The organism is Bradyrhizobium sp. MI1.4 (assembly GCF_055811315.1).
In genome coordinates this window covers 45,843-62,902 of the sequence record NZ_JBVVPP010000006.1, presented here as the reverse complement: position 1 = coordinate 62,902, position 17,060 = coordinate 45,843, and the positions used below count along the sequence as shown (strand labels likewise).

Here is a 17,060-nt window from a genome sequence, read left to right as displayed (position 1 = left end):
TTCAATCTGCCGAATATTGGAGAGGCGCAGGAACGATTGCCACTCGTTCCCGTTTATGCGGTCCGGCACTCTCGGACGGCGTTGCCTGTCCTCACATCGTCCAATAGGGCTCCCGCAGCTTGCGCTTGAAAATCTTTCCCGTGGCCTCGCGCGGCAGCGCGTCACGGAATTCGACGTCCTTTGGCACCTTGAAATTGGCAAGCCGCCCGCGCAGGAACGATCGGACGGCGTCGGCCGAGAGCTCGGCATCCGATTCAGGCTCGACAAAGGCGCACAGCCGTTCGCCGAATTCCGCGTCGGGGATGCCGAACACGGCACAGTCGCGCACGCCGGGCATTCCGATCAGCACGTTCTCGATCTCGGCGGGATAGATGTTGACGCCGCCGGAGATCACCATGTCGCGCTTGCGATCGCACAGGAACAGATAGCCGTCCGCGTCGAGGTAACCGACGTCGCCGACGCTGACCAGGCCGTCACGGCCGGCTTCGGCCCTTGCCTGCGACCTGCCGTGATAGTCGAAATCGGGCACTGACGTCTGGCGCATGTAGATTTCGCCGACTTCGTTTGCACCGCACGGGCTGCCGTCATCGCGGAAGATCCTGACGATGCCGCCTTCGATGGGGCGGCCGACCGTGCCAGGCTTCTTCAGTGCTTCCTCGGCCGAGTGCCACACCGGGATCCCGGTCTCGGTGGAGCCGAAATATTCGTTGATGACCGGTCCCCACCAGTCGATCATGGCGCGCTTGACGTCCGGCGGGCAGGGGGCGGCGCCGTGCACGACGAAACGCAGCGACGACAGGTCGTAGCGCTGCCTGACCGCTTCGGGCAACCGCAGCAGCCGGACGAACATGGTCGGTACCATGTGAATGTGCGTGACGCGGTGGCGCTCGATCAGCGCCAGCAGCTCCTCGGCATCGAACCGCGCCTGGAGGATGATGGTGCAAGCGCTGCGGAACGCCAGCATGCCGTAGGAATGCGGCGCCGAGTGATACATCGGGCCGTTGATCAGCACGATTTGGTCTTCCCGCGGCTTGATGCCATAGGCGATCCCGCCCACGCGTTCGGAGGCGGCCGCCTGTTCGGGCTGCATCGGCATGCGCCGCACGCCCTTCGGCATGCCCGTGGTGCCGGATGTATAAATCATCGCTGCGGCCCGCCGCGGCGGCTCCTGCGCTTGCGGATGGTCGTCGCGCCAGCGGTCCCAATCGGTCAGTCCCACCGGGATCTCGGTCAGTTCCCCAGGGATCGAAAAGGTCGCTGCGAGTTCGGGCGGCGTCGCGACGACCAGGAGAAGGACATCCGCCGGTACGCCGTCACGGATCTGCGGCAGCAAATCCGCGTGGCAGACCAGGATCTTCGCCCCGCTGTCGGCCAGGATGTAACGGACCTCCTCGGCCTTCAAATGCCAGTTGATCGGCACCACCGGACTGCCCAGCGCGGCCGAGGCCGCAACCACCTCGAACAGAGCGAAATCGTTGCGCAGCATCATCGCGACCGGCGCGGCCTCGGCAAGCCCCAGGGCGCGGAAGCCGCTCATCGCCCGCCTGATCCGAGCCCGGATGTCGTCATAGCTGATCTGGCGTTCGCCGCTGATGATCATGGCGTCTCCTCATCCCGCTCGTCTAGCGATCATCCAGCACGTCGCCGAAGCCGACCCAGCTCTTGCCATTGAAGCGCCGGAGCTGAAGCTGCTGGAACGGCAGATAGTCGTCGGGGCCGGTCGTAACCGCCATTCCCGGCAGCAGCAGCGGCAGCTTCACATCCTTCAACGAGGCCGCCTGGCGCATGATGTTGTCGCGGCTGATATCATCCTTGCACCCCTTCAGCACCGTCATCAGCAGCGTGGCATAGTGATAGCCCGCGGCGTAGTTGGAGTTGGAGAGGTCCGCGGCCGGCATGTAGCGCTTCATGAAGGCGAAGTATTCCTTCACGCCGGGATCGTCGACCCATTGCGGGTCCATCGTGTCCTTCTGATTGCTCGACGAGATCAGGCCGACCGCGTTGTCGAGCCCTGCCGGTTCCAGGAAAGAGATCGACGACGCCGAGGTCGGCACGAAGAACAGCTCCGGCTTCCAGCCGATCTCGGCCACGCCCTTGACCATTTGCGAGGTGAACTTGCCGAGCACGACGCCGAACAGCACGTTGGCGCCCGAGGCCTTCAAGGTCGAGAGTTGCGAGCTGATCGTCGGCGCGCTGGTCTCGTAGCTCGCTTCCGCGATGATCATGCTTGCGGCCTTAGGCCCGAGCGCTCGCTTGAAGCCGGCGACATAGTCGCGGCCGAAATCGTCGTTCTGCGAGAGGATCGCGATCCTGGCGTCGGGCTTGGCCTGCAAAATGTATTTGGCATAGACCACGCCCTCGGATTCGTAGGCCGCCATGCCCGGCATGGTCCACGGGTTCTTCTGCGGATCGGCCCATTTGGTGGCGCCGGAGAGCACGAACAGCTGCGGCACTTTCTTGGCGTTGAGATAGCGCTGCACGGCGCTGTTGGTGGCGGTGCCGAGCGAGCCGAACATCATCAGCACCTCTTCTTGCTCCACCAGCTTGCGGGTCTGCTCGACGGTCTTCGGCGGCGAATAGGCGTCGTCCAGCGTGATGAACTTGACCTTGCGGCCGTTGATGCCGCCTTCGGCATTGACCTTCTCGAAGAACGCTTCCTGCGTCCGTCCGATCGCGCCGAAGCCGGAGGCCGGGCCGCTGTAGGGCAGGGTCTGCCCGATGCGGATCTCGTCGCTGCCTTCGGCATGGGCGCTGCCGCCGGCCAGCATCAGCAACGACATCCCGATCAGTGCGGCTGCCAGCTTCATGGTGTCCTCCCGTTTTATTGTCGGTCCGAGACGTCAGGCGCTGACGCGCATCAGGAAATCCTGTCGGGCCTGGTCGAATTCCCGTTTCATCCGGTCGACGAGCTCGGCGACCGGCGGCGCGTCGGCGATCTGGCCGATACCCTGGCCCGAGCCCCAGATGTCGCGCCACGCCTTGGACTTCATGTTGCCGCCGGAGCCGAAATTCATCTTCGTCTTGTCGGCCGCCGGCAGATTGTCCGGATCGAGCCCGGCCGCGGCGATCGAAGGCCCGAGATAGTTGCCGTGCACGCCGGTGAAGAGGTTGGTGTAGACGATGTCATGCGCGGTGTGCTGCGTCAGCGCCGACTTGTAGGCTTCGTCAGCGTTGGCTTCCTTCGTCGCGATGAAGCGCGTGCCCATATAGGCGAGGTCGGCGCCCAGCGTCAGCGCGGAGGCGATCGCGAAGCCGTCGCTGATTGCGCCCGACAGCAGGATCGCACCGTCGAACCATTGTTTGACCTCGCGTACCAGTGCGAAAGGCGAGAGCGTTCCTGCATGTCCTCCAGCGCCGGCGCAGACCAGGATCAGACCGTCGACGCCCTGCTCGGCGGCCTTGCGCGCGTGCTTGACGTTGATGACGTCGTGGAACACGAGGCCGCCGTACGAGTGTGCGGCCTCGACGAGCTCGGCGGGCGGTCGCAGCGAGGTGATGATGATGGGCGCCCTGTGCTTCACACAGGTCTCCATGTCCTTCATCAGCCGGTCGTTGGAGGCGTGGCAGATCTGGTTGACGGCGTAGGGTGCGACCTTCTTGCCGGGATTGCGCGACTTGTATTCGCCGAGTTCGTCCTCGATGCGGCTCAGCCATTCGTCGAGCTTTTCCACCGGACGGGCATTGAGTGCCGGAAACGAGCCGACCACGCCGGCCTTGCACTGGGCGATCACCAGCTCAGGGCCGGAGACGAGGAAGAGCGGCGAGCCGACCACGGGCAGCTCGAGCGAATCCTTCAAGAGAGCGGGCAGCGCCATGATGTCCTCCCGGAAACGCAGCCCGCCGGCAGGCGGATGACGAGGCGTTTCCTTCTTTGATTGTCGCGGGCGAGTTGCCGCCCATGTTTCATTTGACGTCATTATAGGGGTTGGAGTGGGGCCTCTTATCGTTCAATATTGAACGGACGACTATTCAGATTTGAACAGAGGCCGCTCATGGACTGGGACCTTTGCAAGACCTTCCTCGCGGTCGCCGATACCGGCAGCTTCACCGGCGCGGCGCGCCGGCTGCACAGCAGCCATCCCACCGTCAGCCGCAAGATTGCGGCGCTGGAAGCCCAGCTCGGCACCAGGCTGGTGGCGCGTGCCGCCGACGGCCTTGCGCTGACGGCGGATGGACGGACGCTGCGCGAGCACGCCGAGGTAATGGCGGCGGCCGCGCTGCGGGCGGAGACGGCAGTCTCGGCCGGAGGGCATAAGGCGCGCGGGACCGTCAAGCTATCGATCGGCGCAACGCTGGCCTCGCATTGGCTGATGCCGCGCCTGCCTGCGTTCCTGCGCGCGCACGATCACGTCCAGCTCGAGATCATCACCCATCCGTTTCCGGCGAGCGTGCGCCGGCGCGAGGCGGACGTGGTGTTGCGGCCCTTCGACAGCGGCGAGGAAAATCTGGTCGGCCGCAAGATCGGCCGTCTCGGCACGGGATTCTACGCCTCGCGCGGCTACGCCGGCGGGCGGTCCTTGCCGGAACGGCGCGGCGAGTGGAAGGGGCACAGCGTCATCGGTTTCGCCGATCAGACCTCCAATCTCCAGCTTGCGCGCTGGAGCGACGTCGTCACGCGTCAGGCCTGGGTGGTGATGCGCTGCTCGTCCCAGGGCGACATGCTGGCGGCGGTCCGCGCCGGACTCGGAATCTCCGCCCTGTCGTGCTTTGTCGCGGAAAGCTATCCCGATCTTGTGCGTGTCGCGCCGCAGAAGCTCGCCAGCGTGGCGGACCTGTGGCTGCTCGCCCATCCCGACCTCGTCGAACTGCCGGCGGTGCGGGCCGTCATCGACTTCGTCGCCGATTGCGCCCGGACCGATCGCGTCGGGCTGCGGGGCTAGAGCGTGTTCGAGCGAAGTGGACACCGGTTCGCGTCAAGAAAACGCGTCAAAACAAAACACTAGAGCCCCGTTCCGATTCCATCGGAACGGAACTAGCTCTAGGTTGATCCCGCGATGACGCCTTCGCGTTTTTTCACCGCGCGATAATAGCTCCACCACAGATGTGCCGCCGCTCCGCGCAGGGGGCGCCAGGGTTCGGCGAGCGGCGCCATCTGCTTCTCCGTTGGCCGCGCCTGCAAGCCGAGCCCGATGCGGATGCCTTCCTGCACGGCGAGGTCGCCGGCCGGCCAGGCGTCGCCATGGCCGAGGCAGAACAGCAGATAGACGTCCGCGGTCCAGGGTCCGATGCCGGGCAGTGCGATCAACGTGTGATGCGCGGCATCAGCGTCTTCTTCCGCGAGCACGTCGAGGTTCAGCCGTTCTGCGGTGATCTCGCGCGCGAGATGTTTCAGCGTCTTGATCTTGGCGGCGGACAGGCCGAGCCGCCCCAGCCGGTCGGTGCGGGCGCGGCGGACAGCCTCGTGGTCGAACGGATCGAACGCGGCGGACAACCGTCCCCAGATCGCCGCGGCGCTCGCAGTCGAGAGCTGTTGCCCGCAGACGATGTGGGCAAGCCCCGCAAAACCCGGCTCGCGCCGCCGCAACGCCGGCATGCCGGCAGTCGCCAGCACTGGCTTCAGGCGCGGATCGCGCTTGACCAGCGCGTGGACGGCCTCTTCGAGATCGGATTGGGTTTCGAGGTGGATGGTCATGGCAATCGTCAACTCTCTCCGGCGTCATGGCCGGGCTTCCGCCCGGCCATCCACGTCTTTCCAACGTGCATCATTGTTAGCACGGCTGGTGATCATCGCATTCTCGGGGACCTTGACACGATCGGTGCGCCGCTCCGAAGAACGTGGATGGCCGGGACACAGGCGAGCGGAAGCGACGCCATCCGTCTAGACGGCTATGCCCGGCCATGATGAGTTCCGAAGCATGTCGCCACCCGTTTTCCGATTTGCCCCCAGCCCGAATGGCTACCTGCATCTCGGCCACGCTTATTCCGCGCTGCTCAATTCCGACCGCGCGCGCGAGACCGGTGGGCGGCTGTTGCTGCGGATCGAGGACATCGACGCGACGCGTTGCCGGCCGGAATATGAGACAGCGATCTACGAAGACCTCGCCTGGCTCGGCATCGCCTGGGAGACGCCGGTGCGGCGGCAGTCGGAGCATCTCGATGCGTATCGGACGGCGCTGGACAGGCTCTCGGCGCTCGGCCTGGTCTATCCAGCCTTCGAAAGCCGCGCCGAGATCGCAAGGCTGGTTAAGGCGCGTGAAGCGGATGGGCCGTGGCCGCGCGATCCCGACGGCGTGCCGCTCTATCCCGGCGCCGCCAGATCGCTGTCCGCGGACGAGCGCGACCGCCTCATCGACACCGGTGCGCCTTACGCGCTTCGGCTCGACATGGCAGCCGCCTGCCGCCGCGCTGTGGGCCTGAGCTGGAACGAACTGGGCGAGGGGCCGGATGGTGAGCGTGGCGTCGTCCCGGCGCGGCCAGAAGCCTGGGGCGACGTCATTGTGGCCCGCAAGAAGACGCCGACGAGCTACCATCTGTCCGTTGTTGTCGACGATGCGCTCCAGGACATCAGCGAGATCGTGCGGGGCCAGGACCTGTTCCACGCCACTTCGGTCCACCGTCTGCTTCAGGTTCTGCTCCACCTGCCCGAACCCGTCTACCGCCACCATGGGCTACTTCGCGACGAGCGCGGCCGGAAGCTGTCGAAATCAACCAGCTCGACCGGCCTTCGTGAACTGCGCGCCGGCGGCGCCACGCCGGCCGGTATCCGCCGGTTGGTGGGATTAGGTTAAGTTTCTCTGGGGGTTAGCCAAACGGCGCCGTGACTCCGGGTGTTCCGCCGTGCCATGCTCGGCTGACAGCGCGGGGTTCGAAGGGGATACTTCGAAGGGGAGTTATGGCGGCGAAAACGCGCGCAGCGCGCACTACGCGGACGTCCAAGCGAGTGGCTCGGAAGCGCTCCGGGCCGACCGCCCGGTTGCGCAAGCGCAGCACCAAGCGGGTCGAGCCGGACGTCGTCCAGGCCGCGCTTGCCGCCTTTGCCCATGAGGTCCGCACCCCCCTGACCGGCATTCTCGCGATCAGCGACTTGCTCGCGACTTCGGATCTCGGCGAACGGGAAAGACGCTGGGCCGACACGATCAAGGCCGGTGCCGAGCATCTGGCGAACCTTGCCACCCTGTTCGTCGATGCCGCCAGAACCGGCAAGGGGACCGGCAAGGGCATCGGAGGTGGAAGCTCGCTGCGGCAGGATTTGTTCGACCTGCGGACCCTCGCCCGCAACGCCGGCGATTCGCTGGCCGGTCGCGCCGCGGCCAAGGGTCTCCAGGCCGAGGTCGATATCTCGGAGAAGCTGCCGGGGCTGGTGGTCGGTGATCCCGTCCGCCTGCGCGCCGCGCTCGAGAACCTGATCGACAATGCCGTGAAATTCACCGAGCACGGCGGCGTGGCGCTCACGGTCGCGCCTTGGCGTTCCGTCAAGAGCAAGGACAAGACCAAGAGCAAAGGCAAAGCAAAGGGCAAAGGCAGCGTCGGTGTCGCCTTCGCGGTGTCCGACAGCGGCATCGGCCTCACCATGGCCGAGATCAAACGGCTGTTCCGACCGTTTACCCAAGCCAATGTCACCATTGCCTCGCGCTTCGGCGGCGCCGGACTGGGCCTGTCGTCGGTGAAGCAACTGGCGCGCGCGATGGGCGGCGACATCACGGTCGCGCCTCGGCCCGGCGGTGGCGCCACCTTCACATTGACGGTGTCGGTGTGTGCCACGGGATCGGGCAAGTCCCGCAAGTCGAAGGGCGAAGCCGAGATGGATGCGGTTCCGGCGCTGCGCTTGCTCAGCGTCGAGGACAATCCGTTCGGCCGCGTTGTGCTCAACACCATCCTGACCGAACTCGGTCATCATGCCGAGTTCATCGGGCGCGGCGAGGACGCGGTGAACCGGCTCGCGCAGGGCGCCTTCGACGCGGTGCTGATGGATATGGTGCTGCCGGGCATCAATGGCGTCGAGGCGATCAGGCGGATCCGCACCATGGCGACGCCGCTGGCTCAGATCCCCATCATCGGGGTGTCAGGTCGGGGCGAAGATGAAGTCGCCTCACGCGAGGCCGGCGCCGACGCCTTTCTGGTCAAGCCTGTGTCTCCGCGGGCGCTAGCGACTGCGCTGCTTGCAGCGACACGCCGTGAGGAAGCCGCGACTTGATGATCGCGGCGTTGAGCTCGCCGCCGTAAACGAAGATCGCGGCGATGAAATACAGGAACACCAGCGCGATGATCACCGAGGCGAGCCCCGCATACATCGTCACGTAATTATTGGCGAAGCGCGCCAGATATTGCCCGAACACGATGCCCGAGATCAGCGACGCCACGATGGTGAAGACGATGCCGGGCAGGATCTGGAGGAACCGGCGCCGTCCCGCCGGCAGCCAGGTATGCAGGATCATCAGCGCCACCACCAACGCGCCAACGGTGATGCCGTAGCGCAGCCAGGTGAGGATCCTCTCGTTGGATTCAACGAACAGCGGGATGTGCGCACGCGCGGCCTCGATGAGCAGCGGCCCGAGCACGATCAGGAATGCCATGGCGAGCGCGGTGAAGGCCGCAATCAGCGTGTAGGCGATCGATTCCAGCCGTAGCCAGTACCAGGGCCGCATCTCCACGACCGCATAGGCGCGGTTCAGTGCGACCCGCAGCGCCTCGACGCCGTTGGAGGCGAAGTAGACCGACAGCACCGCGCCGATGGTGAATAGGCCGGTGCGGGTCGTGGTCAGCACGTCGTGGACTTCCCCCGAGATCGAATCCGCGACCTGCTTGGGCCAGACCTGGAGCATGAGGCTCGCAGCCTGATCGGCGAGTTCCTTGGAGCCGAAGAAGCCGGCGAGCGATGTCAGGACGATCAGGAACGGGAATAGCGCCATCAGCGTCGACAGCGCGATGTGGCTCGCGATCGCCCAGCCGTCATCGGCGAGGAACGTGTAGAACGCGTCCATTACGACAAGGTAGATGGTGCGGATTGCCTTCACGCACCACCTGCACTGCTGTTGCTGCTTCCGCTTCCCGCGCGCGGGAAACGCATTCCGACCTCTCCCCGCAGGCGGGGATAGGTCAAGAGGATAGGCAATTGGCGCAAATCCAGATTCATCCAGCTAGCTTCTGATATTATTGGCTTAAAAGCCAGATCGGGAACGCCATGGCGGACCGGCGCGGAGGGTGTTATTTACCCTCGAATGGCATCTCTCCTGAGTACTTTCATCCTGCCGATTGCGGTCGGCGCCGTGGCGTTGGTGCTGCTGCTCGGTCTCATCAACATGATGCGCGGCGGCTCGCCCAACACCTCGCAGAAGCTGATGCGCTGGCGCGTGCTGCTTCAGTTCGTGGCGATCGTCATCGCGATGGCCGCCGTGTGGGCGATGGGGCGTTAACATGGTCGTGCTCAACCGCATCTATACGAAAACCGGTGACGACGGCACGACAGCGCTCGGCTCGGGCGAGCGCCGGCCGAAATACGATCTGCGCATCGAGGCCTATGGGACGGTCGACGAGACCAATGCTGCGATCGGCGTGGTCCGGCTTCACACCGGGGATGCGCCCGAGCTCGACGCGATGCTTGGCCGCATCCAGAACGATCTGTTCGACCTCGGCGCGGACCTCGCGGTGCCCGAACGTGAGGGCAAGGCGGAGCGGCTGCGGGTGGTGGCAAGCCAGGTCGAGCGGCTCGAGCGCGACATCGACGCGCTCAACGACAAGCTGGCACCCCTGACCTCCTTCGTGCTGCCGGGCGGCACGCCAGCCGCGGCCTACCTCCATGTCGCCCGTACGATTTGCCGCAGAGCGGAACGCGTGATGGTGGAACTGGCGGCCCGGCCGGACGAACCTGTTGGTGCCGCTGGCATCCAGTATATGAACCGCCTGTCGGACTTCCTGTTCGTGGCCAGCCGCGCGGCCAACGATGACGGCGCCGGCGACGTGCTCTGGGTTCCGGGCCAGAATCGCTGACCCATTGGGCCGCGCATTTCTGGGCGCCAAAATTAGACCCCTTCGCGCGTTGACCGGGCCGGATCAGGCCTTTAGGTTCCGCGCCAGTTGATAAACCCCTCCCAGATTGAGTGAAAGAGGATCGATGAAGGTCTTGGTGCCGGTAAAGCGGGTGGTCGATTACAACGTCAAGGTCCGCGTCAAGAGCGATGGATCGGGTGTTGAACTCGCCAACGTCAAAATGTCGATGAACCCGTTCGACGAAATTGCGGTCGAAGAAGCGCTGCGCCTGAAGGAAGCCGGCAAGGCGACCGAAGTCGTGGTGGTCTCGATCGGACCGGCGCAGGCGTCGGAAACGATCCGCACCGGTCTCGCCATGGGCGCCGATCGCGGCATCCTGGTGAAGGCCGAGGGTGCGGTCGAGCCGCTCGCGGTCGCCAAGATCCTGAAGAAGATTGCGGACGAAGAGCAGCCGGGCCTCATCATTCTCGGCAAGCAGGCGATCGACGACGACAGCAATCAGACCGGCCAGATGCTGGCCGCGCTGCTCGGCTGGTCGCAGGCGACCTTCGCCTCGAAGCTCGAGGTCGAAGGCAGCGACTTCAAGGTCACCCGCGAAGTCGACGGCGGCTTGCAGACCGTGAAGCTGAAGGGACCGGCGATCGTCACCACCGATCTCCGTCTCAACGAGCCGCGCTACGCCTCGCTGCCGAACATCATGAAGGCCAAAAAGAAGCCGATTGCGGACAAGACTGCCGCCGATTATGGCATCGATCTCACCGCGCGCCTCGAGGTTCTCAAGACGACCGAGCCGGCGGGCCGCAAGGCGGGCGTCAAGGTCAAGGACGTCGCCGAGCTGGTGTCGAAACTCAAGAACGAAGCCGGGGTGCTCTGATGACGACGCTTCTGATTGCCGAACACGACAATGCGTCGCTCAAGGATGCGACCAACAAGGCCCTGACCGCGGCGGCCGCGCGCGGCGCGGACGTCGAGGTTCTGGTGGCCGGCGAGAACGCCAAGGCCGCGGCGGACGCCGCCGCAAAGCTCGCCGGTGTGAAGAAGGTGCTACTCGCCGACGGCGCGCTTTACGCGCACGATCTGGCCGAGCCACTGGCCGCGCTGATCGTCTCGCTGGCGCCGTCCTATGACGCCATCGTCGCGCCCGCGACCTCGCGCTTCAAGAACGTGATGCCGCGCGTCGCGGCCCTGCTCGACGTCATGCAGGTCTCGGAGATCACCAAGGTGATCGCCCCCGACACCTATGAGCGCCCGATCTACGCCGGCAACGCCATCCAGACGGTGAAGTCGAAGGACGCCAAGAAGGTCATCACGGTGCGCACCTCCACCTTCGCCGCAGCGGGTGAAGGCGGCAGCGCGTCGGTCGAGAGCGTCGCGGCGGCGGCCGATCCGGGCCTGTCGTCCTTTGTCGGCGAGGAGGTCGCGAAGAGTGACCGTCCCGAGCTGACCTCGGCCAAGATCATCGTCTCCGGTGGCCGCGCCATGCAGAGCCGCGAGAACTTCGCAAAGTACATCGAGCCGCTCGCCGATAAACTTGGCGCCGGTGTCGGCGCTTCGCGTGCGGCGGTGGATGCGGGCTATGCGCCGAACGACTGGCAGGTCGGCCAGACCGGCAAGGTCGTGGCCCCCGAGCTCTATGTCGCGGTCGGCATTTCCGGCGCGATCCAGCATCTGGCCGGCATGAAGGACTCCAAAGTGATCGTCGCGATCAACAAGGACGAGGACGCGCCGATCTTCCAGGTCGCTGATTACGGCCTGGTCGCCGACCTCTACCAAGCGGTTCCGGAGCTGACGGCCGAACTCGGCAAGCTCGGCAAGTAAAACGCGCTAAACACCGGCCGGAGCTATAAACTCCGGCCGGTGTTGCTTTTTGAGGCGTTTTCTTTGGCGCGGGACACGCCTTCGAAGCGATCCAATCTAGGTTTCGAGGCCGGGTTCTGATTAAATCAGACCTCCCGGCTCAGGGGGATAGGCAGGCGCGGTTGATAGCGCGCCGTTCCGGTGGATGACATTATGGCGGCAGTAATCAAGAAGGTCGGCGTGATCGGCGCGGGGCAGATGGGCAATGGCATCGCGCATGTCGCTGCGTTGGCCGGCTTCGACGTGGTGCTCAACGATATTTCGACCGACCGCCTCAAGTCAGGCATGGCCACGATCAACGGCAATTTGACGCGCCAGGTCTCCAAGAAGGCCGTCAGCGAGGACGACAAAGCCAAGGCGATGGCGCGTATCGTAGCCGGCGAGAGGCTGGACGATCTCGCGGACTGCGATCTCGTGATCGAGACCGCCGTCGAGAAGGAAGAGGTCAAGCGCAAGATTTTTCACGATCTCTGCGCTGTGTTGAAGCCCGAGGCGATCGTCGCTTCCGATACTTCCTCGATCTCGATCACGCGGCTGGCCGCCGCCACTGACCGGCCCGAACGCTTCATCGGCATTCACTTTATGAATCCGGTGCCGTTGATGGAACTGGTGGAGTTGATCCGCGGCATCGCCACCGACGACCAGACCTTCGAGGCGTCAAAGGAATTCGTAGGCAAGCTCGGCAAACAGGTCGCGGTCTCCGAGGATTTCCCGGCCTTCATCGTCAACCGCATCCTGCTGCCGATGATCAACGAGGCGATTTACACGCTGTACGAAGGCGTGGGCAACGTCGAGGCGATCGACGCGGCGATGAAGCTCGGCGCGCACCATCCGATGGGCCCGCTGGAGCTCGCTGATTTCATCGGCCTCGATACCTGCCTGTCGATCATGCAGGTGCTGCATGAGGGCCTCGCCGACTCCAAGTACCGCCCGTGCCCGCTGCTGGTGAAATACGTCGAGGCGGGCTGGCTCGGTCGCAAGACCCAGCGCGGTTTTTACGACTACCGCGGCGCCAAGCCGATTCCGACGAGATAAGGGGTTTCGTGCCGGGACATTGCGCAGCGCGTTAGCGATACGCAGCAGAGCCGGGACACGGAGAAAGCCTACCTTACGGCGACTCGCGACAATTCATGTCCCGTTAACCGCCCGCCTCTAGGTTACCGCCGGTACGAGGGTTTGCGTAATGGACATGATGGCGATGGTCAGCAGCATGCTGGCCTCTCAGCAAGGCGCGCTGCAGTCGAATATCTCGGCGACGCTGATGAAGCAGAACGCGGATGCGGAGAAATCCACCGTCCTGACGCTGCTCGGCGCCGGACAGCCCTCGCTTGCCAATGTCGGCGCTGGCGTCGGCAGCAACCTCAACGTCACCGCCTAAAACATCATCAATTAGAACGACGCTGCGGCTTTGCCCGTCGCAGCCCGGATCAGCTTGAGCGCATCCTCGCTCGCCCATTCCGCCGGCCCCGCGATCGTCGCGATCTCGCAGCCTTGAGGATCGACCAGCACCGAGGTGGGCATGCCCAAGGCCCGGCCTATCGCCTTAAGATCCTGAAAAACCTTGGCTTTCTGATCGCTGAAATAGCCGAGCCTGATGAGATTGGCCTCTTTCAGAAACGTCTTGGGCTTCTCGGGGTCGCGGGTGTCGATATTGATCGCCACCACCTCGAAATTCGGGCCCGAAAGTTTGCCCTGGAGCTCGTCCAACGCCGGCATTTCCTTGCGGCAGGGCACGCACCAGGTGGCCCAGAGGTTCACCAGCAGCGTCTTGCCGCGGAAATCCGACAGCTTCTTCGGCCTGCCGTCGGCGTCCTCGAAGGCCAGGTCCGGCAGCTTTAGCGGTGCGGTCGCCATGGTCAGCGCCGCCACCTCGCCATGGGCAAGCGGCGCGATCTTCTGTGCGGTGTTCACCGCGGCCCGGCAGGCGGGATCGCCGGAGGGGGCCCGGCCCAGGCCCAGCCCGTACAGCGCGGCAAAGCCAGCCAGGCCCCCGACCACCACGGTGGCGATGACCACGGGGATACGGCGCGTGGCCGACCGTGCTGTCCTTTGGTCGAGCCTGTCGTTGGGGTCGAGCATATCGTTTGTCATCCGGTCGCAGATATGGCTATCAGAGGCCTCTTAATACGGCTGGCAGCCGTCAGCAAACGTGCGGCGGCCACAGGCAAGGCGTGAGCAGGGGATCATGAGCAACAAGATGTGGGGCGGCCGGTTCTCGGAACGTCCCGACGAGATCATGGAAGAGATCAACGTCTCCATCGACGTCGATCGTCACCTCTTTGCCCAGGACATTGCCGCGTCCAAGGCCCACGCCGCGATGCTGGCCGCGCAGGGCATCATCACGGACTCTGATGCGAAAAATATCGGCAAGGGTCTAGACACGATTTTGTCAGAGATCGGCAAGGGCGCCTTTGAATTCAAGCGCGCGCTCGAGGACATTCACATGAATGTCGAGAGCCGCCTGTCCGAGCTGATCGGCCCTGCCGCCGGCCGCTTGCACACCGCGCGCTCGCGTAACGACCAGGTCGCGACCGATTTCCGTCTCTATGTCCGCGATGTCCTCGATGAGACCGACGCCTCGCTCGCCGCGTTCCAGCAGGCGCTGGTCGAGCGCGCGCTGGAGCACGCCGGAACGGTCATGCCGGGCTTCACGCATCTGCAGACCGCGCAGCCGGTGACCTTCGGCCACCATCTGCTCGCCTATGTCGAGATGGCCGCGCGCGATCGCGGCCGTTTCCAGGACGCGCGCAAGCGGCTGAATGAGTCCCCGCTCGGAGCTGCAGCGCTCGCCGGTACCTCGTTCCCGATCGACCGTCACGCCACGGCGAAGGCGCTCGGTTTTGACCGTCCGATGGCGAACTCGCTCGATGCGGTCTCCGATCGCGACTTCGTGCTGGAGACGCTGTCGGCGGCCTCGATCTGCGCCGTGCACATGTCGCGCTTTGCCGAGGAGATCGTGATCTGGACCTCGCCGCTGGTCGGCATGATCCGCCTCAGCGACAAGTTCACCACGGGATCCTCGATCATGCCGCAGAAGCGCAATCCTGACGCCGCCGAGCTGGTGCGCGCCAAGACCGGCCGCGTCATCGGCGCGCTCAATGGGCTGCTGATCGTCATGAAGGGCCTGCCGCTCGCCTATCAAAAGGACATGCAAGAGGACAAGCAGGGCGCCATGGAAGGCTTCGCCGCGCTGTCGCTCGCGATCCGCGCCATGACCGGCATGGTCCGAGATCTCGTGCCTGATGAAGCGAAGATGAAGCTTGCTGCAGGCGAGGGCTACGCCACCGCGACCGATCTTGCCGACTGGCTGGTGCGGACGCTGAAGATGCCGTTCCGCGAGGCCCATCACGTCACCGGCCGCATCGTCGCGAAAGCCGCCGAGGGCGGCGTGGCGCTGCACGAGCTGCCGCTGAGGGAGATGCAGGCAATCGAAGCGAAGATCACGAAAGACGTGCTTGGCGTGCTCTCGGTCGAATCGTCGGTGAAGAGCCGGACCAGTTTCGGCGGTACCGCGCCGAAGAACGTGGCATCGCAGGCCAAGGCCTGGCTGAAGCGGCTGGAAAAAGAGCGAAAATTGGGCTGAGGGGCAAAATTTCGCTTATGTTTCATGGTCATCCGGGTCTCGCCAGAGCGCGCCAATCTCTGTATGGTGCGCCGCGCGTAGTGGGGATTTCGTCGTGACGTCAAAGTTTCGCCCGGCCGGCTCGGGGTGGGCCATCATTGTCTTGAGCCTGACGGCGCTCGCGCTTGCCGGCTGTGGCCGCAAGGGCCCGCTGGATCTGCCGCCGACCGCCTCCAGCGCGTCAACGGCCAACGTCGCGCCGCCGACCGATACCGAGACCGAAGCCCAGAAGACGCCGAGCGTGTTCAACCCCACCTATGGCGCGGACGCCGCACCGGCGGCGACCAAGGGCAGGAAGAAACCGTTTATCCTCGACCCGCTCCTGGACGAAAGACCCAGCCGATAGGCTGGGGCAACTGAGCCAACGCCATGAATCATTTTGACTATCGCAACGGCGTGCTGCACGCCGAGGCGGTGAACCTGTCCGAGCTGGCTGCAACCGTCGGCACGCCGTTCTATTGCTATTCGACCGCGACGCTCGAGCGGCACTATCGCGTTTTCACTGACGCCTTCGCGGGCGAGAAGGTGCTGGTCTGCTACGCCATGAAGGCAAATTCCAACCAGTCGGTGCTGCGCACGCTGGCCAGGCTCGGCGCCGGCGCGGACGTGGTGTCCGGCGGCGAATTGAAGCGCGCGCTGGCCGCCGGCATTCCAGCAAGCAAGATCCTGTTCTCCGGCGTCGGCAAGACGGAAGCCGAGCTGCGCGCTGCGCTGGCGGCCGACATCCTCTGCCTCAATGTCGAATCCGAGCCCGAGCTCGAGCTGCTGTCGCGCCTTGCGACCGAGACCGGGAAGACCGCGCGGATCTCGATCCGTGTCAATCCTGACGTCGATGCCGGCACGCATGCGAAGATTTCGACCGGCAAGTCCGAGAACAAGTTCGGCATCCCGATCGCGCATGCCCGCGAGGTCTATGCCCGCGCCGCGAAGCTGCCGGGCATCGAGGTCACAGGCACCGACGTGCATATCGGCAGCCAGATCACCGACCTCTCCAAGATGGAGATCGCGTTCCGCATCCTCTCCGAATTCGTGCAGACGCTGCGTGCCGACGGCCACAACATCTCGCATGTCGATTTCGGCGGCGGTCTCGGCATTCCCTATTACATGGACCGCGAGGCGCCGCCGGCGCCCGACGCCTATGCCGCGATGGTCAAGCGCGTCAGCCACAATCTCGGCTGCACGCTGATGTTCGAACCGGGCCGCCTGATCGTCGGCAATGCCGGCATCCTGGTCGCCAAGGTGATCTATGTGAAGCACGGTGACGGCAAGAATTTCGTCATCATCGACGCCGCCATGAACGATCTGATCCGCCCGACGCTGTACGAGGCCCATCACGACATTCTGCCGGTGACGCAGCCTGCGACGGGGGCCGCGACCATCATGGCCGACGTCGTCGGCCCGGTCTGCGAGACCGGCGACTATCTCGCACTCGATCGCACGCTACCGACGCCAAAGCCCGGCGACCTCATCGCCATCATGACCGCCGGCGCCTACGGCGCAGTGCAGGCCGGCACCTACAATACGCGGCCGCTGGTGCCCGAAGTGCTGGTGAAGGGCGACCAGTACGCGGTCGTGCGTCCGCGCATCGAGGTCGAGCAATTGATCGCGATGGATACGCCGGCGCCGTGGCTATGAGGCTGTGATTGTCCACGAT

At 64.8% G+C, this 17,060-nt stretch carries 18 protein-coding genes; 12 read left to right on the top strand and 6 right to left on the bottom strand.

Annotated features, from left to right (window positions below; all coding sequences use genetic code 11):
- Positions 1–91: 91 nt before the first annotated feature.
- The 3 genes from AC0L23_RS09025 to AC0L23_RS09015 are packed head-to-tail and all read right to left on the bottom strand — an operon-like array spanning position 92 to position 3,815.
- Positions 92–1,600, bottom strand: a complete 1,509-nt coding sequence (locus tag AC0L23_RS09025) for an acyl-CoA synthetase (protein WP_085350753.1) — start codon at positions 1,598–1,600, stop codon at positions 92–94.
- Positions 1,601–1,622: 22 nt separating this feature from the next.
- A complete protein-coding gene (locus AC0L23_RS09020) occupies positions 1,623–2,807 on the bottom strand; it encodes an ABC transporter substrate-binding protein (RefSeq protein ID WP_085350752.1) in 1,185 nt (394 codons plus the stop codon).
- Between the two features lie 33 nt (positions 2,808–2,840).
- Positions 2,841–3,815, bottom strand: coding sequence for an NAD(P)H-dependent flavin oxidoreductase (locus tag AC0L23_RS09015; RefSeq protein ID WP_018453231.1), 975 nt, complete (start codon positions 3,813–3,815; stop codon positions 2,841–2,843).
- A 177-nt stretch (positions 3,816–3,992) separates the two neighbouring features.
- Between AC0L23_RS09015 and AC0L23_RS09010 the strand changes: the two genes are divergently transcribed.
- Positions 3,993–4,880 carry a LysR family transcriptional regulator gene (locus AC0L23_RS09010; protein ID WP_018453232.1) on the top strand — a complete coding sequence of 296 codons (888 nt, stop codon included), beginning with the start codon at positions 3,993–3,995 and terminating at the stop codon, positions 4,878–4,880.
- Between the two features lie 98 nt (positions 4,881–4,978).
- Here the strand turns inward: AC0L23_RS09010 and AC0L23_RS09005 are convergent, their stop codons facing one another.
- Entirely contained in the window at positions 4,979–5,632 is a 654-nt protein-coding gene (locus AC0L23_RS09005; RefSeq protein WP_085361089.1) for a DNA-3-methyladenine glycosylase family protein, read from the bottom strand.
- Between the two features lie 223 nt (positions 5,633–5,855).
- Here AC0L23_RS09005 and gluQRS point away from each other — a divergent pair, with 223 nt between their 5' ends.
- Together gluQRS and AC0L23_RS08995 are read left to right on the top strand one after the other, a co-directional pair.
- Entirely contained in the window at positions 5,856–6,728 is an 873-nt protein-coding gene (gluQRS, locus tag AC0L23_RS09000) for a tRNA glutamyl-Q(34) synthetase GluQRS (RefSeq protein ID WP_085361180.1), read from the top strand.
- Positions 6,729–6,832: 104 nt separating this feature from the next.
- The gene (locus tag AC0L23_RS08995; RefSeq protein ID WP_085361088.1) at positions 6,833–8,134 is read left to right on the top strand and encodes an ATP-binding protein; all 1,302 of its coding nucleotides are present in this window, start codon (positions 6,833–6,835) and stop codon (positions 8,132–8,134) included.
- On the opposite strand, the gene AC0L23_RS08990 is transcribed toward AC0L23_RS08995, so the two are convergent.
- Entirely contained in the window at positions 8,061–8,954 is an 894-nt protein-coding gene (locus AC0L23_RS08990; RefSeq protein ID WP_026232492.1) for a YihY/virulence factor BrkB family protein, read from the bottom strand. The genes AC0L23_RS08995 and AC0L23_RS08990 overlap by 74 nt on opposite strands.
- Before the next feature lie 204 nt (positions 8,955–9,158).
- Between AC0L23_RS08990 and AC0L23_RS08985 the strand changes: the two genes are divergently transcribed.
- From AC0L23_RS08985 to AC0L23_RS08960, 6 genes are all read left to right on the top strand, one after another.
- A complete protein-coding gene (locus AC0L23_RS08985; RefSeq protein WP_018453237.1) occupies positions 9,159–9,353 on the top strand; it encodes a twin transmembrane helix small protein in 195 nt (64 codons plus the stop codon).
- A gap of 1 nt (position 9,354) precedes the next feature.
- Entirely contained in the window at positions 9,355–9,927 is a 573-nt protein-coding gene (locus tag AC0L23_RS08980; protein ID WP_085350747.1) for a cob(I)yrinic acid a,c-diamide adenosyltransferase, read from the top strand.
- Between the two features lie 124 nt (positions 9,928–10,051).
- A complete protein-coding gene (locus tag AC0L23_RS08975) occupies positions 10,052–10,801 on the top strand; it encodes an electron transfer flavoprotein subunit beta/FixA family protein (protein WP_085350746.1) in 750 nt (249 codons plus the stop codon).
- Complete coding sequence (locus tag AC0L23_RS08970) at positions 10,801–11,745, top strand: electron transfer flavoprotein subunit alpha/FixB family protein (protein ID WP_473356816.1); 945 nt, start codon at positions 10,801–10,803, stop codon at positions 11,743–11,745. Before AC0L23_RS08975 ends, AC0L23_RS08970 begins: the two co-directional genes overlap by 1 nt.
- 192 nt (positions 11,746–11,937) lie before the next feature.
- Positions 11,938–12,819, top strand: coding sequence for a 3-hydroxybutyryl-CoA dehydrogenase (locus AC0L23_RS08965; protein WP_085361189.1), 882 nt, complete (start codon positions 11,938–11,940; stop codon positions 12,817–12,819).
- 148 nt (positions 12,820–12,967) lie between these two features.
- On the top strand, positions 12,968–13,162 hold the full coding sequence (locus tag AC0L23_RS08960) for a hypothetical protein (RefSeq protein ID WP_007615312.1): 195 nt from the start codon (positions 12,968–12,970) through the stop codon (positions 13,160–13,162).
- A gap of 11 nt (positions 13,163–13,173) precedes the next feature.
- Here AC0L23_RS08960 and tlpA read toward each other — a convergent pair whose 3' ends face one another.
- On the bottom strand, positions 13,174–13,863 hold the full coding sequence (tlpA, locus tag AC0L23_RS08955; RefSeq protein WP_026232493.1) for a thiol:disulfide interchange protein TlpA: 690 nt from the start codon (positions 13,861–13,863) through the stop codon (positions 13,174–13,176).
- Positions 13,864–13,969: 106 nt separating this feature from the next.
- On the opposite strand from tlpA, the gene argH reads away from it, so the two are divergent.
- The 3 genes from argH (at position 13,970) to lysA (ending at position 17,041) form a co-directional block, all read left to right on the top strand.
- Positions 13,970–15,367 (top strand): argininosuccinate lyase, encoded by a 1,398-nt coding sequence (gene argH, locus AC0L23_RS08950; protein ID WP_018453243.1) that lies wholly within the window; start codon positions 13,970–13,972, stop codon positions 15,365–15,367.
- 94 nt (positions 15,368–15,461) lie between these two features.
- The gene (gene lptM / locus AC0L23_RS08945; protein ID WP_007615309.1) at positions 15,462–15,752 is read left to right on the top strand and encodes an LPS translocon maturation chaperone LptM; all 291 of its coding nucleotides are present in this window, start codon (positions 15,462–15,464) and stop codon (positions 15,750–15,752) included.
- Positions 15,753–15,775: 23 nt separating this feature from the next.
- The gene (lysA, locus tag AC0L23_RS08940; protein ID WP_085361190.1) at positions 15,776–17,041 is read left to right on the top strand and encodes a diaminopimelate decarboxylase; all 1,266 of its coding nucleotides are present in this window, start codon (positions 15,776–15,778) and stop codon (positions 17,039–17,041) included.
- The last annotated feature ends 19 nt before the right edge of the window (positions 17,042–17,060 follow it).

What these genes read in the sequence shown, in the direction of transcription:
- AC0L23_RS09015 (WP_018453231.1), bottom strand. Translation starts at nt 3,815, where the DNA reads ATGGCGCTGCCCGCTCTCTTGAAGGATTCGCTCGAGCTGCCCGTGGTC.
- AC0L23_RS08960 (WP_007615312.1), top strand. Translation starts at nt 12,968, where the DNA reads ATGGACATGATGGCGATGGTCAGCAGCATGCTGGCCTCTCAGCAAGGC.
- lysA (WP_085361190.1), top strand. Translation starts at nt 15,776, where the DNA reads ATGAATCATTTTGACTATCGCAACGGCGTGCTGCACGCCGAGGCGGTG.
- AC0L23_RS08970 (WP_473356816.1), top strand. Translation starts at nt 10,801, where the DNA reads ATGACGACGCTTCTGATTGCCGAACACGACAATGCGTCGCTCAAGGAT.
- argH (WP_018453243.1), top strand. Translation starts at nt 13,970, where the DNA reads ATGAGCAACAAGATGTGGGGCGGCCGGTTCTCGGAACGTCCCGACGAG.
- AC0L23_RS08965 (WP_085361189.1), top strand. Translation starts at nt 11,938, where the DNA reads ATGGCGGCAGTAATCAAGAAGGTCGGCGTGATCGGCGCGGGGCAGATG.
- tlpA (WP_026232493.1), bottom strand. Translation starts at nt 13,863, where the DNA reads ATGCTCGACCCCAACGACAGGCTCGACCAAAGGACAGCACGGTCGGCC.
- AC0L23_RS08995 (WP_085361088.1), top strand. Translation starts at nt 6,833, where the DNA reads ATGGCGGCGAAAACGCGCGCAGCGCGCACTACGCGGACGTCCAAGCGA.
- AC0L23_RS08980 (WP_085350747.1), top strand. Translation starts at nt 9,355, where the DNA reads ATGGTCGTGCTCAACCGCATCTATACGAAAACCGGTGACGACGGCACG.
- AC0L23_RS08985 (WP_018453237.1), top strand. Translation starts at nt 9,159, where the DNA reads ATGGCATCTCTCCTGAGTACTTTCATCCTGCCGATTGCGGTCGGCGCC.
- AC0L23_RS09010 (WP_018453232.1), top strand. Translation starts at nt 3,993, where the DNA reads ATGGACTGGGACCTTTGCAAGACCTTCCTCGCGGTCGCCGATACCGGC.
- gluQRS (WP_085361180.1), top strand. Translation starts at nt 5,856, where the DNA reads ATGTCGCCACCCGTTTTCCGATTTGCCCCCAGCCCGAATGGCTACCTG.
- AC0L23_RS08975 (WP_085350746.1), top strand. Translation starts at nt 10,052, where the DNA reads ATGAAGGTCTTGGTGCCGGTAAAGCGGGTGGTCGATTACAACGTCAAG.
- AC0L23_RS09025 (WP_085350753.1), bottom strand. Translation starts at nt 1,600, where the DNA reads ATGATCATCAGCGGCGAACGCCAGATCAGCTATGACGACATCCGGGCT.
- AC0L23_RS09020 (WP_085350752.1), bottom strand. Translation starts at nt 2,807, where the DNA reads ATGAAGCTGGCAGCCGCACTGATCGGGATGTCGTTGCTGATGCTGGCC.
- AC0L23_RS09005 (WP_085361089.1), bottom strand. Translation starts at nt 5,632, where the DNA reads ATGACCATCCACCTCGAAACCCAATCCGATCTCGAAGAGGCCGTCCAC.